At 71.1% G+C, this 14,666-nt stretch carries 16 protein-coding genes; 5 read left to right on the top strand and 11 right to left on the bottom strand.

What is annotated here, in order from left to right:
* Window positions 1-145: 145 nt before the first annotated feature.
* Window positions 146-331 carry a DUF3073 domain-containing protein gene (locus J1M64_RS08160; RefSeq protein ID WP_067712007.1) on the top strand — a complete coding sequence of 62 codons (186 nt, stop codon included), beginning with the start codon at window positions 146-148 and terminating at the stop codon, window positions 329-331.
* Between the two features lie 146 nt (window positions 332-477).
* Here J1M64_RS08160 and purM read toward each other — a convergent pair whose 3' ends face one another.
* The 4 genes from purM to J1M64_RS08140 all read right to left on the bottom strand — a co-directional run bounded on the left by purM (window position 478) and on the right by J1M64_RS08140 (window position 5,350).
* Window positions 478-1,560, bottom strand: a complete 1,083-nt coding sequence (gene purM / locus J1M64_RS08155) for a phosphoribosylformylglycinamidine cyclo-ligase (RefSeq protein WP_067712004.1) — start codon at window positions 1,558-1,560, stop codon at window positions 478-480.
* A 39-nt stretch (window positions 1,561-1,599) separates the two neighbouring features.
* Entirely contained in the window at window positions 1,600-3,231 is a 1,632-nt protein-coding gene (gene purF, locus J1M64_RS08150) for an amidophosphoribosyltransferase (protein WP_069388590.1), read from the bottom strand.
* Between the two features lie 140 nt (window positions 3,232-3,371).
* Window positions 3,372-3,761, bottom strand: coding sequence for a sterol carrier family protein (locus J1M64_RS08145; RefSeq protein WP_163377131.1), 390 nt, complete (start codon window positions 3,759-3,761; stop codon window positions 3,372-3,374).
* On the bottom strand, window positions 3,758-5,350 hold the full coding sequence (locus J1M64_RS08140) for an LssY C-terminal domain-containing protein (protein ID WP_163377132.1): 1,593 nt from the start codon (window positions 5,348-5,350) through the stop codon (window positions 3,758-3,760). Before J1M64_RS08140 ends, J1M64_RS08145 begins: the two co-directional genes overlap by 4 nt.
* Before the next feature lie 54 nt (window positions 5,351-5,404).
* On the opposite strand from J1M64_RS08140, the gene J1M64_RS08135 reads away from it, so the two are divergent.
* Window positions 5,405-6,550 (top strand): hypothetical protein, encoded by a 1,146-nt coding sequence (locus J1M64_RS08135; protein WP_240341548.1) that lies wholly within the window; start codon window positions 5,405-5,407, stop codon window positions 6,548-6,550.
* 21 nt (window positions 6,551-6,571) lie between these two features.
* On the opposite strand, the gene J1M64_RS08130 is transcribed toward J1M64_RS08135, so the two are convergent.
* From J1M64_RS08130 to J1M64_RS08120, 3 genes are all read right to left on the bottom strand, one after another.
* Complete coding sequence (locus J1M64_RS08130) at window positions 6,572-7,240, bottom strand: YoaK family protein (RefSeq protein ID WP_069388991.1); 669 nt, start codon at window positions 7,238-7,240, stop codon at window positions 6,572-6,574.
* A gap of 40 nt (window positions 7,241-7,280) precedes the next feature.
* Window positions 7,281-9,581, bottom strand: a complete 2,301-nt coding sequence (purL, locus tag J1M64_RS08125; protein ID WP_159148463.1) for a phosphoribosylformylglycinamidine synthase subunit PurL — start codon at window positions 9,579-9,581, stop codon at window positions 7,281-7,283.
* Window positions 9,582-9,663: 82 nt separating this feature from the next.
* Window positions 9,664-10,875: a trans-acting enoyl reductase family protein gene (locus J1M64_RS08120; RefSeq protein WP_206473838.1), complete on the bottom strand. Its 1,212-nt coding sequence runs from the start codon at window positions 10,873-10,875 to the stop codon at window positions 9,664-9,666.
* A gap of 208 nt (window positions 10,876-11,083) precedes the next feature.
* Between J1M64_RS08120 and J1M64_RS08115 the strand changes: the two genes are divergently transcribed.
* On the top strand, window positions 11,084-11,272 hold the full coding sequence (locus J1M64_RS08115) for a hypothetical protein (RefSeq protein ID WP_206473837.1): 189 nt from the start codon (window positions 11,084-11,086) through the stop codon (window positions 11,270-11,272).
* 75 nt (window positions 11,273-11,347) lie between these two features.
* Here J1M64_RS08115 and purQ read toward each other — a convergent pair whose 3' ends face one another.
* From purQ to J1M64_RS08095, 4 genes are all read right to left on the bottom strand, one after another.
* The gene (purQ, locus tag J1M64_RS08110) at window positions 11,348-12,025 is read right to left on the bottom strand and encodes a phosphoribosylformylglycinamidine synthase subunit PurQ (RefSeq protein ID WP_206473836.1); all 678 of its coding nucleotides are present in this window, start codon (window positions 12,023-12,025) and stop codon (window positions 11,348-11,350) included.
* Window positions 12,022-12,276: a phosphoribosylformylglycinamidine synthase subunit PurS gene (purS, locus tag J1M64_RS08105; protein ID WP_067711971.1), complete on the bottom strand. Its 255-nt coding sequence runs from the start codon at window positions 12,274-12,276 to the stop codon at window positions 12,022-12,024. Before purS ends, purQ begins: the two co-directional genes overlap by 4 nt.
* 98 nt (window positions 12,277-12,374) lie before the next feature.
* On the bottom strand, window positions 12,375-13,079 hold the full coding sequence (locus J1M64_RS08100) for a DUF2334 domain-containing protein (protein ID WP_206473835.1): 705 nt from the start codon (window positions 13,077-13,079) through the stop codon (window positions 12,375-12,377).
* Window positions 13,080-13,182: 103 nt separating this feature from the next.
* Window positions 13,183-13,680 (bottom strand): glutathione peroxidase, encoded by a 498-nt coding sequence (locus tag J1M64_RS08095; protein WP_067711967.1) that lies wholly within the window; start codon window positions 13,678-13,680, stop codon window positions 13,183-13,185.
* Between the two features lie 63 nt (window positions 13,681-13,743).
* Here J1M64_RS08095 and J1M64_RS08090 point away from each other — a divergent pair, with 63 nt between their 5' ends.
* Both J1M64_RS08090 and J1M64_RS08085 read left to right on the top strand, forming a co-directional pair.
* Window positions 13,744-14,022 carry a helix-turn-helix transcriptional regulator gene (locus J1M64_RS08090; RefSeq protein WP_069389637.1) on the top strand — a complete coding sequence of 93 codons (279 nt, stop codon included), beginning with the start codon at window positions 13,744-13,746 and terminating at the stop codon, window positions 14,020-14,022.
* Window positions 14,019-14,573 carry a hypothetical protein gene (locus J1M64_RS08085; RefSeq protein ID WP_067711963.1) on the top strand — a complete coding sequence of 185 codons (555 nt, stop codon included), beginning with the start codon at window positions 14,019-14,021 and terminating at the stop codon, window positions 14,571-14,573. The genes J1M64_RS08090 and J1M64_RS08085 overlap by 4 nt, the downstream gene beginning before the upstream one ends.
* Window positions 14,574-14,666: the final 93 nt, after the last annotated feature.

Raw genomic sequence — 14,666 nt, 5'->3', positions numbered from 1 at the left:
CCGCGGGTCACTGCCGGAGACGACTCCCTCGACACCCGGGCGGACATTCCGCGCCGGGCACGCTATCCTGTGGACAGGCAGATACTCACACTTGCAATGGGCACCCCCGAGGTGGCCCAGCACCGTTTCCGAGGGGGTCAGGTCAATGGGCCGAGGCCGCGCGAAGGCGAAGCAGACCAAGGTCGCTCGCGAACTCAAGTACAACACTCCGCAGACGGACCTAGAACGTCTCCAGCAGGAGTTGTCGGGTGGAGGGTCGCCGACGCGGCTCAGCACCGATGAGGACGATGACCCCTACGGGTCATGGTCCGACGGCGACACCAGGTACTGATCATCCCCCGTTCCCGGTAGACCCACGTGGGCCGGGCATCCCCGAGGATGCCCGGCTCACGCGTGTCACACTGGCCGGGACACCGCACGACGACACAGCGACCCGGCCGGAACTGCCCCGGCCGGGTCGCTGTCGTCTGCGAGCGGTCAGAACCGGGCGTGTGAACCCTCGAGTGTCACGCGGGGGGCGTCGGCGTCCTCGCCGGCCTTCTCCACGCGCCCGATCACCCAGTTCTCGACGTGGCGTGCGGTGAGGACGGCCTGGGCCCGGTCCACGTCCTCCTCGGGCAGGACGGCGACCATCCCGACCCCCATGTTGAACGTGCGCTCCATCTCGGCCTGCTCGACGCGGCCGTGATGGGCGATGGTGCCGAAGACGGCGGGAACGGGCCAGCGCCCCCGGTCGAGGCGCGCGACCAGGCCGCGGGGCATCACCCGGGCGAGGTTCTCGGCGAGCCCGCCGCCGGTGACGTGGCTGAAGACCCGGACGTCGGTCTCCGCGATGAGGCTCAGGCAGTCGAGCGCATAGATACGCGTCGGCTCGAGCAGCTCCTCACCCAGGGTCCGTCCGAACTCCTCGACGTGCCCCTCGAGCGGGAGTCGGGCGAGCTCGAGGAGGACGTGCCGGGCCAACGAGTACCCGTTGGAGTGCAGCCCCGAGGAGGCCATGCCGATGATCACGTCGCCGGGGCGGACCTTCTCGGCCTGGAGGATCTCGTCGGCCTCGACGATCCCCACACCGGTGGCGGAGATGTCGTACTCCCCCGGGGCCATGAGACCGGGGTGCTCGGCCGTCTCCCCGCCCAGCAGCGCGCACCCGGCCCGGACGCAGCCCTCCGCGATCCCCTCGACGATGTCCGCGACGTGCTCGGGGACGACCTTGCCGATGGCGATGTAGTCCTGCAGGAACAGCGGCTCGGCACCGCACACCACGAGGTCGTCGACGACCATGGCGACGAGATCGATACCGACCGTGTTGTGGACGTCCATCGCCTGCGCGACGGCGATCTTGGTCCCGACGCCGTCCGTGGACGACGCGAGGAGCGGTTGCCGGTAGGTGTTCTTCAGCGAGAACAGGCCGGCGAATCCACCGAGGCCTCCCATCACCTCCGGCCGGGTCGCCCGCTTGGCGTGGGGGGCGAACAGCTCCACCGCGCGCTCGCCGGCGTCGATGTCGACGCCCGCGGCGGCATACGAGGCGCCGGTCGGGGGGTGTGAGTTGTCGGTCATGTGGTCTCTCCTCGTCGGCGCCCCTGGTCGGGCGCCCGTTCAGGGTCGGCGGACGGGGTCCGCGATGTCACTGCGGACCGGGAAGCGATCGGCCTCGAGGCCGTCGACCTCGGCTGCCAGCGCGCGCACGGCCGCGCTCATGGGCGAGTCGTCGGGAAGCTCGATGGGATAGTGCCCGTCGAAGCACGCTGCGCACAGTTCGTCGCCGCGTTGGCCGCTGGCCTCGATCATCCCCTCGACGGAGACGTAACCGAGGCTGTCCGCACCGATGGCGCGGCGCACCCCCTCGAGCATCCCGTCCGAGGCATCGACGCCGTTGGCGATGAGCTCGGCGGGACTGGCGAAGTCGATCCCGTAGAAGCACGGCCAGCGCACCGGCGGCGAGGCGATCCGGACGTGCACCTCACGGGCTCCGGCCTCGTACAACATGCGGACCAGGGCGCGCTGGGTGTTGCCCCGAACGATCGAGTCGTCCACCACCACGAGCCGCTGCCCGCGGATCACCTCACGCAGCGGGTTGAGCTTGAGCCGGATCCCCAGTTGCCTGATGGTCTGGCTGGGTTGGATGAACGTACGGCCCACGTAGGCGTTCTTCGTCAGCCCCTGCGCGAACGGGATCCCGGACTCCTGCGCGTAACCGACGGCGGCCGGGGTGCCGGACTCGGGTACCGGGATCACCAGATCGCCCTCGGCGGGATGCTCGCGGGCCAGGCGGCGCCCGATCTCCACCCTCGCGGAGTTGACCAGGCGCTGGTTGATCACCGAGTCGGGACGGGCGAGGTAGACGTACTCGAACACACACGTCTTGGGGGTCGGGGGCGAGAGCTTGCGGGACCGTACGCCGTCGGCGTCGATCGCGATGAGTTCGCCGGGCTCGATGTCGCGGACGAACGAGGCGCCGACGATGTCCAGGGCCGACGTCTCCGACGAGACGACCCAGCCGCGCTCGAGGCGGCCGAGCGCCAGCGGGCGGACACCGTGCGGGTCTCGGGCCGCGTAGAGCGTGTTCTCGTCGGAGAAGGTGAGACAGTAGGCACCGCGCAGCCGGGGCAGCAGACGGGCCGCGGCCTCCTCGAGTCCCCCGTCGCGCGCCTCGTGGGCCAGCAGGGTCGAGACGATGTCGGAGTCCGAGTGGGTGCTCTCCTCCGAGTACCCGCCGATCCCCAGGTCCGTCGCGTGCCGTTTGAGTTCCTGCGTGTTGACGAGGTTGCCGTTGTGGCCGAGGACGACGGAACCGCCGTCGATGATCGGCCTGAACATCGGCTGGGCGTTGTCCCAGCTCGCCGCGCCGGTGGTGGAGTAGCGGCAGTGGCCGATCGCCACGTGACCGTGCATCGACTCGAGGGTCTGCTCGTCGAAGACCTGACTGACCAGGCCGAGATCCTTGTAGACCAGGACCTGCTCACCGTCCGCCACGGCGATCCCGGCGGCCTCCTGGCCACGGTGCTGGAGTGCGTACAGGCCGTAGTAGGTGAGCTTGGCGACGTCCTCGCCGGGGGCCCACACGCCGAAGACGCCGCATTCCTCGACCGGGCCGATGCGCTCGGCGTCGACGGGCAGGCCTGCGGGGCCGGGGGCTGACGGATCGGGCAGCCCGAGCCCGACGGCGGAGCTGCCACCGGGACGGCGGAGTGACCCGGACGGTGCCGGTCGTGACGACGTACTCTCCACCTGCTGGTGCTCCCTCGCGACTTTCGGGGCGGTCCGCCCGGACGGACCCCGGCGGTGCGCCTGCAAGTCTACGGTCACCGACCCCCGCGGCCCCAAAGTCCGGCGCGCAGCCCCCCTCCGCCCGCACCCGGTCGGGCCCCTCACCCCGGCCGGACGACCGGCAGCCCCGCGGCGACCGCCGCCGCCCGGGTCCCCGAGGCGCGCACCCGGCCCTCGGAGATCGCCGAGTCCCAGTCGAGCCGGCCCGTCGCCAACTCCAGCCAGGTGCGGGGGTCCGTCTCGACGACGTTCGGGGGGCTGCCGCGGGTGTGCCGGGGCCCCTCCACGCACTGCGCCGCGGCGAACGGCGGCACCCGGACCTCGACCGACCGTCCCGGCAGCTCCGCCGCGAGGATCTCCACGGTGCCGCGGACCGCCGCCGCCAACGCGGACCGACCAGGTCTGGCGGTCGCCTCGTCGTCGTCGTCGAGCCACGGTGTCACCGCCTCGACGGCCGCGCGCACCGCCGCGGCGTCGGGGACGCGGCTCACGTCGGATCCCCCGCCGCCACGGTGACCGGGCCCTCGGCAGCCGGCAGTCCCCGCGCGCCCGTGCGCACGCCCCGACGGCGGTCGCGACGGTCCTGGGCGGTGCGCCGACTCCACGTCCGCGCGGCCAGGCTCGTGAGCAACAGCATGATGAGGACGTTGACCGCCAGGACGGGGTACCCGCCGAGGAACGTGTCCTGCTCGGCATCTGTGGACACGCGCCCGTACTCGGTGGAGACGGTGCTCACCACGGTCAGTGTCAGCAACCACACGCGCGGCCTGGCATACCCCAGGTAGGTGAGCAGTGCCAGAACCCCCATCGCGCCGTAGGTCGCGCCGATGAACAACGCGAGCACCACGACCGCGGGCACCACCTCGGACTGCTCGAGCCCCGCGAACTCCTCCAGGTCCGTCCCGCCCAGCAGGTCGCGCAACGCCAGCACGGTCAACACGAGGACGCTGACGGCGACGAGGGCGCACCCCGCGGTGAGCGCCGCCGGCCGCGGCAGGTGGCCGGGGTCGGGCGCGACGTCGTCGGCCGGACGGTCCGGATCCCCCGAGGCGACGCCGCCCTCGGCGACCGGGTCGTCGAACCCGCGGGCCGCGCGCACCACGCCCGGCGGCAGGTCGGCCGCCGACGCCTCGGGCACCGGCACGGTGCGCAGGTCCAGCACGGGCAGGTCCCCGTCGGTGCGGATCGCGTCACCGCCGCCGTTGCGGGAGTGGTAGCCGGTCGAGAAGTTCTCCAGCACCCGGACCCCCACACCGGGGACGTGGTACCGGATCGAGTCGACGATGTAGTCGCGCTCGACGTCGATGTCCGCGTCGATCTTGTGGGTCACCTGGAGGGTGAACAGCGACAGGCCCACCGCGCGGTCGTAGGTGCCGGCGCCGAGCCACTGCACCCGGTGCCCGCCGGGCAGCAGCCACCCGTCCGGGCACCGCCAGAAGCGCACGTGGTGGCGCTGCGCGGCGTTGCCCTCGACCTCCTGCTGATACGCCAGGCACTGCCGGCGACCGAAGAGCCGCAACGGACTGACCGGCGCCGACGGGTAGGACCGACGCAGGACCGAGGACATGATGATCCCCCACGAGGAGCGGACCGTGATGTCGTCGGCCAGCACCCAGCCGCAGGCGGTCATCGCCTCGTGGATCTGGCGGGCCGTGCCGTCGACGGCGAGGTTGACCGGATCCCCCAGCAGACCGTCGGAGGTGCGGGTGCGGGCGATGAAGTACCCGGGCACGTACACCGACGTGACGAGCGTCTGCAGGCGGGGCAGCACCAGGTAGGCGACCAGCGCCCAGAACGGGATCAGCAGGAACAGATGCCACCAAGTGTGGTGCCAGACGTCGCCCAGCAACCGCCAGCCCAGCCAGCCCGCCGACAGGGTGGCGACAGCGAAGAACACGGTGTCCACCGCGAGTCCCGGCAGGGGTGGCCGCACCGTGTCGTCGCGGACCTTGGTCGGCGGGCTGACGTAGACGGGTGGTTCGGTCGGGCGGCCGGGCTCGACGGGGACTCCCGTCACGGCCGGAGCTGCCGGGTCGGCGCCGCCGCCCGCGACGGGCGCCGTGCGCTCGCTGGTGGACATGGATCGACGATAGCCGCCGGTCCGTCCCGTGCGGAGCCCGATCACTGCGAGAATATGCGCGTGCCCACGCCCGACCCCACCCCCGCGAGCAGCCTGACCGTCCACGAGGACCACCTGCGCGCCCTGGGGTTGCCGCTCGTGATCGCCCCGGCCACCCGGCGCCGCGAGGTGCTCCCCCGCTCCGCCGGCCTCGGCGCCGGGCTCGCGGTGGCCGCCACCGGGATCGCCGCCGTGGACCGGTCGAACGACTACATGATCGCGTTGCTCGAGCGGGCCGGGCCGGGGGCGGAGCCGGATCTGCTCGACGCCCCGGAGCCGATCGCCGAACTCCTGCTGCTGGCGGTCGCGCTCTGGGTCGCCGCCCCACTCGTGGGATGGCTGGTGTCGACGGCGGCCCGTCACGCGCGCCCGGTGGTCGGCTCGGCGATCGGTCTCGGGTCGCTGATCGCCTTCGTCGTCGTCCCCCACGTCGTGTTCGACCCCCACGACGGCCCCTCGTGCCGCACCACCGCCCTGCTCGCGGTGGGCGTCCTGGTGGGCACCTACACGGGGCTGGGCTCGCTGGTGCGCTGGTCGGCGCGGCGCGTGCGGCGGGAACTGGCCACCATGGGGCCAATGGTGGCGAGGGTGCTGCCGATCCTCATGTTGGCGGTGCTGTTCCTGTTCTTCAGCGTGGAGATCTGGCAGGTCATGGTGGAACTGTCCTGGCCGCGGACGTTCGCCGTGCTGGGCGTCATGGTGGTGCTCACGGTGCTGCTGGTGGGCATCTCCACCCGCGACGACATCCTCCAGGACCTGGGTGGGCGTGCGCCGGTTCACCCGCTGCGTCCGGGCGAGCGGGTGAACCTGGTGCTGGTGCCCGTGCTGGCGACCCTGATCCAGGCGGCGCTGTTCGCGACGCTCGTGTTCCTGTTCTTCGTGACCCTCGGGTGGATCGCCGTCCCCGAGATCACCGAGACACGGTGGACGCTGCGCCCTCCCGACGAGCCCGGCGGGCTGCTGTTCGGTCTCCCGGTCAGCGTCACCCTCGTGCGCGTGTCGCTGATGCTGGCGACGTTCTCCGCGCTCAACCTGGCCGCCGCGGCGGCCTCCGACACCGCGCACAAGGAACGGTTCGTACGTCCTATGCTCGACGAGGTGGTCCGTGGCCTCGCGGCGCGGGAGGCCTACCTGGGGGCACGACGACGAGGGCTGCCGTAGGCCCGGGGCCCTGACGGGCCGTCAGGGGGTGCGGTAGTCCCGGGCGCGCAGCAGGACGGTCACGACCGCCGCGCCGATCACGACCGCCGCGGCCAGCGCGAGCGCGGTGGCGCCCATGGCCACGTGCAGCAGTGCGCCGGCGACACCACCGAGGACGAGCGCGGACCACAGGGCCACCTGCTGGCGGTACGGGGCCCACGATCCCCCGGCCAGCGCGTCGACCAGGCGGTGGGCCGACTTCACCACGGCGCCCGTCATGTACGTCACGCCGAGCGAGACCTCGCCACGGGAGTGGAAGACGGAGTTCATGGCCCCCATCGATGCCGCCGCCGCCGCGACGGACACCGGCGTCCCGAGCACCGTGGCCGTGGTGGCCCAGTGCAGGACGAGCGAGAGCAGGAGCAGGAACGCCACGAGGGACAGGACCGCCGGTCGGTCGTCGAGGTTGCGACGTCGGGTCACCACCGCGCCCCCGACCGCCCCCAGGAAGAAGGAGACCAGCACGACGGCGGCGATGGCGGCACCTGCGAGGTCACCGCCCGAGAGATCGACGACCATGCGGGTGGAGTTCCCGCTCATGAAGGACACGAAGTAGCCGCCCACCACGAGGAAGCCGACGGCGTCGACGAACCCCGCGGTGGCGGCGAGCACCACCGCGAGGACCCGCTCACGCCCGCGCAGGTCGCGCATCCGCCCGCCTGTCCCCGGTCCGGCCGTCCTCCCCGACGACTCAGACGGGGTCGACGCCGAACAGCGCCGGCAGCGTCCCCTCGTGGGCGGCGCGCAACTCGTCGGTGGTGAGGGTGAACTGGCCCTGCACCTCGAACGTGCCCGAGTCGGGGTCGGTCACGCCGACCCGCGCGTGCGGGATGTTCTGCGCGGTGAGCATCTGCTGGAAGCGGATCTCCTCGCCGCGCGGCACGGAGACGATCACGCGGCCGGCGGACTCGGAGAACAGCCAGACGAACGGGTCGGCGCCCTCGGGCAGCACGACGCGGATGCCGCACTCGCCCGCCAGCGCCGACTCCACGAGAGCCTGCGCGAGGCCGCCCTCGGACAGATCGTGGGCGCCGGTGATGAGGCCGTCCTTCGAGCTGGTCGCCATGATGCGGGCCAGGGTGGCCTCCCACTTCAGATCCACCGTGGGCGGCAGTCCGCCGAGGTGGTCGTGGGCGACCTGGGCCCAGATGGACCCGTCGAGCTCGTCCCGGGTCTCGCCGAGGAGGTAGATGCTCTCACCGGGGGTGTCACCGAACGCGGTGGGCGTGCGGCGGGCGACGTCGTCGAGCACGCCGAGCACGCCCACGACGGGCGTCGGCAGGATCGGCGTGGAGCCGGTCTGGTTGTAGAACGAGACGTTGCCGCCGGTGACGGGGATGCCGAGCTCGGCACACCCGTCGGCCAGGCCGTGGACGGCCTCGCGGAACTGCCACATCACGCCCGGGTCCTCGGGGGAGCCGAAGTTCAGGCAGTTGGTCACCGCGACCGGGGTGGCGCCGGTGACGGCGACATTGCGGTACGCCTCCGCCAGGGCCAGCCGGGCACCGGTGTACGGGTCGAGCTTGGTGTAGCGACCGGAGGCGTCGGTGGACAGCGCGATGCCGCGACCGGACTCCTCGTCGATGCGCAGGACGCCGCCGTCGGCGGCCTCCGCGAGGATCGTGTTTCCGCGGACGTACCGGTCGTACTGCTCGGTGATGAATTTGCGCGAGCACAGCGCCGGGCTGGAGATCATGTCCAGAAGGGTCTGACGCAGCTCGTCACCGGTGGCCGGGCGGGCCAGGTTCGCGGTGGTGTCGGCCTGCAGAGCGTCCTGGTCGGCGGGGCGCTCGACGGGGCGCTCGTAGACCGGTCCCTCGTCGGCCAGTGACTCCGGCGGGGCGTCCACGACGGTCTCGCCGCGGAACTCGATGGTGAGCCGGTCGCCGTCGGTGACCTCGCCGATGTCGGCGGCCAGCACGTCCCAGCGGCGACACACCCCCATGAAGGCCTCGACGTTCTCCGGCGTCACCACGGCGCACATGCGCTCCTGCGACTCACTCGAGAGGATCTCCGCGGCGGTCATGCCCTCCGCACGCAGCGGGACGTTGTCGAGCACGATGTGCATGCCGCCGTCGCCGGCCGCCGCCAGCTCGGAGGTGGCGCACGCCAGGCCGGCTCCGCCGAGGTCCTGGATGCCCACGACCAGTTCCTCGCGGTACAGGTCGAGGCAGCACTCGATGAGGACCTTCTCCATGAACGGGTCGCCCACCTGGACGGCCGGGAGCTTGCGGGGTTTGACCGGCGCGCCGTGCTCATCCACGTCGAAGGTCTCGGAGGCGAGCACCGACACGCCACCGATCCCGTCGAGGCCGGTGCGGGCACCGAACAGGATGATCCGGTTGCCCGTGCCGGACGCGAACGCCAGGTGCAGGTCCTCGACGCGCATGACGCCCGCGCCGAGGGCGTTGACCAGAGGGTTGGCGGCGTAGGACTCGTCGAACACGGTCTCGCCACCGATGTTGGGCAGGCCCAGGCAGTTGCCGTAGCCGCCGACGCCCGCCACGACGCCGGGGAGCACGCGGTGCGTGTCGTCGGCGTCGGCGGGGCCGAAGCGAAGCTGGTCCATCACGGCCACCGGCCGCGCACCCATCGCCATGATGTCGCGGATGATCCCGCCGACACCGGTCGCGGCGCCCTGGTAGGGCTCGATGTACGAGGGGTGGTTGTGCGACTCCACCTTGAACGTCACGGCCCAGCCGCCGCCGATGTCCACGACGCCGGCGTTCTCACCGATACCGGCGAGCATGGACGAGCGCATCTCGTCGGTGGTGGTCTCCCCGAAATACTTCAGGTGCACCTTGGACGACTTGTAGGAGCAGTGCTCCGACCACATGACGGAGTACATGGCCAGCTCGGCGTCCGTGGGGCGACGCCCCAGGATCTCCCGGATGCGGGCGTACTCGTCCTCCTTGAGTCCGAGTTCCGCCCACGGCTGGGCCAGCTCGGGGGTGTCGGAGGCGTGCGAGATGGAGTCCACATGAGAGGTCACGGGGCCGAGTCTAGTCGGCCCCGTCCGGGTGGCGAATCGACGCCTTCGGCCCCACCTCGTGCGGGGTCGCCCGGGGTCCGACCTACGTCGACAGGACCTCGAACGTCAGGCCGCCGCGCTGGACCCGGTCCAGCAGAGCGTCACCCATGGCCTGGGCCGTGGTGAGCTGACCCGAGAGCGCGGGCAGGTCGTCGAACGCCAGGCTCAGACCCGACTCGGCGAGCATCATCGACGTCTCGGTGTACCCCGGGTCGCCCCCCGAGACCCGGGTGACGATCCGACGTCCGCCGGCGAGCGCGACGAACGTGACGTCGAACGAGGACCGGGCCCGGCGGGACTCGCTCGGCCCGGCCCCGCGGTCGATCCGCTTGAGGATCTGCGACCGGATGGGGCCGACCTGCGAGCCGAGCGCGAGCGCGCCGACACCGACCATGCCGGCCGTGGCGGTGACGGGCGAGCCGACCGACGCGTAGTGCGAGTAGGTGAAGTCCGGCCCGTAGCTCTCGAGGGCTGCGGCCGACCGCAGGACGATCTGCGGGTCGATGGTCGGCAGCGGCACGAGCCAGCGGCCCAGCACGCTGTCCCGGTGCGGCTTGCCCTGGACCGACTTGATCCGCCGGTCGGCGACCCTGCCCTCCTTCTGGCGCCGCAGCTTGGCGGTCTTCGCCGCGTCCCGCAGGCGCGCGAACTGGCCGATGGCCGAGTGGAAGGTTCCGCCGGAGAACTGGGCGTCCGCGTGGACGGCCCCGTACACCACCGCCGGCACACCCTCGGGCACCTGCTTCATGGTGTAGAACACGCCCAGGTCGTGGGGGATCGAGTCGAAACCGCAGGCGTGGACGATCCGTGCGCCGGAAGCCACGGCCACGTCGTGATACTCGAGGTACATGCGGTCCACGAACTCGGGCTCCCCGGTCAGGTCCACGTAGTCGGTTCCGGCCTCGGCGCAGGCGGCCACCAACGGCTCGCCGTACTCGAGGTACGGGCCGACCGTGGTGATGATGACGCGCGCCGACCGCGCCATCTCCGCCAGCGATCGCGCGTCGTCGGTGTCCGCGACGACGACCCCGGGCGCGGGGACGTCCGGCATCTCGGTGGCCAGTCGGGCGACGATCGCGTCCAACTTGGTCCGGTTCCGGCCCGCGACCGCCCAGGAACCACCCTCGGGCATGTGCCGCAGCAGGTACTCGGCCACCAGTCCCCCGGTGAACCCGGTCGCACCGTAGAGGACGATGTCGAACGGCCGGTCGGCCTTGTCGGGGGCGGAGACGGGCTGGTTACTGGTTTCGCTCATCCCACGGTTCTACCGCATCGGCCGCGGTCGGCGGGCGACGCACGGGGCACAGCCGACCACGAGTGGCGCGAGTGACCTCTGTCACTAATGTGAAGAAAGTTGAACCATTGTCCACCAGATAAGGGCAAAATCATCTCGCGCGCGCGACCACCCGGGTCGCCGCACCGTGCCCCGGCTATCCCGGGGCAAACTTCATAAAGGAGACCCCATGGACCTCACCGGTTCCATCGCCGAGATCACCACTCCCCTGAGCATGGATTTCGGCGGAAGCCTGCCGGAGACCGGCTCGTCCGCCATCGACACTCTGCTCGAGGCCGTCTTCATCCTCCCCAACCTGCTCCTGGGCCTGATCGGTGCCGCCGGTGCCGACCTGGGCAGCAATGGCGGCATCGCCTGACCAGCCCCACGGAATAACGAAGGGCCCGCCGGGAGCAATACCGGCGGGCCCTTCGCTCTGAGCGCAGCGTGCTGATCAGACCCTGACGATCGAGTCCAGCGCGGACAGGAACAGGCCCAGTCCGTCGTCGGACGGCCCGGTCAGCGGGTCGATCGCGTGCTCGGGGTGCGGCATGAGACCCACCACGCGACCGTCGGCGGAGCTGATGCCGGCGATGTTGTTGGTGGAGCCGTTGGGGGCGTCACCGGCGAAGCGGAAGACCACGCGCCCCTCGGCCTCGAGCTGCTCGATGGTCTCGGGCGTGGCCATGTAGCGGCCCTCGCCGGACTTGAGCGGGATGAGGATCTCGGCATCCTGCTCGAACCGGGAGGTCCAGGCGGTGCCGTTGTTCTCCACCCGCAGCCACTCGTCGCGGCAGATGAAGTGCATGTCGCGGTTGCGGCCCATGGCGCCGGGGAGCAGCCCGGCCTCGCACAGGATCTGGAAACCGTTGCAGATCCCCAGCACGGGCATGCCGCCCTTCGCGGCCGAGATGACCTCACCCATGACGGGGGCCATCGACGCGATGGCACCGCACCGCAGGTAGTCGCCGTAGGAGAAGCCGCCGGGGACCACCACGGCGTCGACGCCCTTGAGGTCGGCGTCGTCGTGCCACAGGGAGACGGCCTCGGCCCCGGCCCGGGTGACGGCGCGGGATGCGTCGATGTCGTCGAGCGTGCCGGGGAAGGTGATGACGCCGATCCGTGCGGTCACGAGGCCGCCTCCGCGGTGTCCACGCGGACGACCTTCCAGTCCTCGATCACGGTGTTTGCCAGGAGGGACGACGCGATCTCCTCGAGCTCGGCCTCCGTCACGCCGTCGGCGACCTCGAGTTCGAACCGCTTGCCCTGCCGGACGTCGGTGACTCCGCCGTGGCCCAGACGGCCGAGGGCTCGGTGGATGGCCTGACCCTGCGGATCGAGGATCTCGGCCTTGGGCATGACTTCGACGACGACTCGGGCCACGGTGGGAACTCCTCGATCGGACGGCTACGCGGGACGATCCCGGACCGGCCGGGACTCACTGGTCGATCCTACCCGCCGCTGGTCGCCGGACCGAAAGCTCACGCGGCACCCACGAGGGCGACCGGAGACCACTCGTAGCGGGCGGGCCGCGCACCGTGCTCGCCGACCACCGCGTCGACCGCGTCGAGCAGCGCCGACCGGGGTGCCCGGCGCGAGAGTTGCCCGGCCGCGACGTTGAGCCGGACCGTCCCGCCGGCCTCGGCGGTGCGCCCGGCCGCGGCGACGAGGGCCCGGCACCACCAGGCGTCGGCGACGAACCCCTCGCCGATCGAGAGCGCCCGACCCCGCTCGATGGTGCCGCGCGGGAGGTCGTGGATCCCTGTCAGCGCGGCACAGGCGTGGAAGCCCGCCCCGGGGAGTGCCCTGAGGCATCCCGGGGAGGCGTTCCAGCGCGGCGGGGCGAACACCCGGGTCCGCAGGCCCATCTCCGCCATGAGCCGGTCGGCGGCGGTGAGACGCACGGCGGCCTCGGCGGGTCCGATCGAGGCGAACTCGGGCCTACGGGGCCTGGTCGCCGCGTCGTCGTAACCGCCCAGCACGATGGCGTCGCCCCGCCGCCGGCGATGCCGCAGCCACTCCTGGGTGCCGTCGTCGTCGGCGAGTCGGTACTCGCGCCCCCGCCGCGGGGCGACGAGCAGCGAGACCGGCACGGATCGACGTTCGAGGTCGCCGACCAGGTCGACGGCGTGGTCGAGGGTGGTGTCGCGGAGTCCCGAGACCGAGACGATGAGGCGCGGGGTCATGGGGGCATCGTGTCAGGGAGTGATGACGCGGTGACGACGGCGAGGTGTACTCCAGATTGCCGAGCCCGACACAGTGCCGAGACCGATATCCCCGCCGGCGCGGTCAGATCGGAAGTGTCTCCTCGAGCGCGTCCACCAGTTCGGGGGCTCCGGGCTCGACCTTGGGACGGAACCGTCCGACAACCTCTCCCTCGGGCGAGAGCAGGAACTTCTCGAAGTTCCACTGCACGTCCCCCGCCTCACCGTCGGAGTCGGCCACCTTGGTGAGCTCGACGTAGAGCGGGTGTCGGTCGGGCCCGTTGACGTCGACCTTGGCCGCGAGCGGGAAGGTGATCCCGTACTTGCCGGAGGTGAACTCCTTGATGGTGTCCTCGTCACCCGGCTCCTGGCCCATGAACTGGTTGCAGGGGAACCCGATCACGAAGAGGCCGCGGTCGCGGTAGTCGTCCGCCAACTCCTGCAGCCCCTCGTACTGCGGGGTGAGCCCGCACTCGCTGGCGACGTTGACCACGAGGACTGCGTGGCCCGCGTAGTCGCCCATGCTGGCCTGCTCGCCGTCGATGGTGGTGAACGAGATGTCGTGGATGCTTCCGCTACTCATGTGATCCAGCCTACCCACAACGAACCATTGACAAATCGTTGCGTTTTCCCAACACTTAGATACATGAGCCCAGTCCGACGGGGGGAAAAGCTCCCCATTCACAACCGGATCGCCGTGTTGCGGGCCGAGCGCCGCCTGAGCCGTGCGGCGCTCGCCGAGCAGATCGAGGTCAACCCCCAGACCGTGGGGGCGCTCGAGAGAGGCGACCACTACCCGAGCCTGGATCTGGCCTTCCGGATCTGCGCGGTCTTCGACCTGCCGGTCGAGGCCGTGTTCTCCCGCGAGGAGTTCCGACCGATGTCCGCCGAGATCTACCGCCCCACCCGAGAGGACCGATCATGACCTCCAACCGCGTCGACACCCTCACCCGATCCGAGCAGCGATTCGAGAAGATGCAGACCCGGACGGAGGGCAGACTCCCGTCGTGGCGCACCCCGGCACGACGCCGACTGCTCGTCCGCCTGAACTGGGCGAGCCTGGCGATCATGGCTGCGATCGCGGTGGCGGGTTACTTCTGGTTCCCGATCATCCTGGCCTGGCTCCCCATGACCGTGGTGATCTGCGTGGTCTGGACGATGCTGCGCATCACCATCGACTCCAAGGACACCGCCCCCGCCCGATACCTGGACGAGTTCGAGCTGGCGACGCTCCTTCAGGCCCGCTCTCAGTCGCTCTCGCTGGTCACGGGCGGACTGTTCGTGATCTCGATGGTGCTGATCTTCGGTTCGAGCTTCGAGATCGGCGACGGACACCGGCTCGCCTATGTGATGGGAGGCCTCGGCATCCTCACGTTCCTGGCCGGGGCGGTCATTCCCGCAGCCGCGATGACCCGCACCATGCCCCCCGAGAGCGCGGACGACTTCGGACCCGCCGCCGCCGACCACACCGCCTGATCCCCAGGAGATCCGCTACCCCGATTCCGGATCCGCTACCCCGATGGGACTAGCAGATCCCGAATTGGAGTAGCGGATCCTCGGGGTGGGGTG

The organism is Dietzia sp. KRD202 (assembly GCF_017168155.1).
Taxonomy (GTDB): domain Bacteria; phylum Actinomycetota; class Actinomycetes; order Mycobacteriales; family Mycobacteriaceae; genus Dietzia; species Dietzia kunjamensis.
This window is presented reverse-complemented; position numbering and strand designations above follow the sequence as displayed.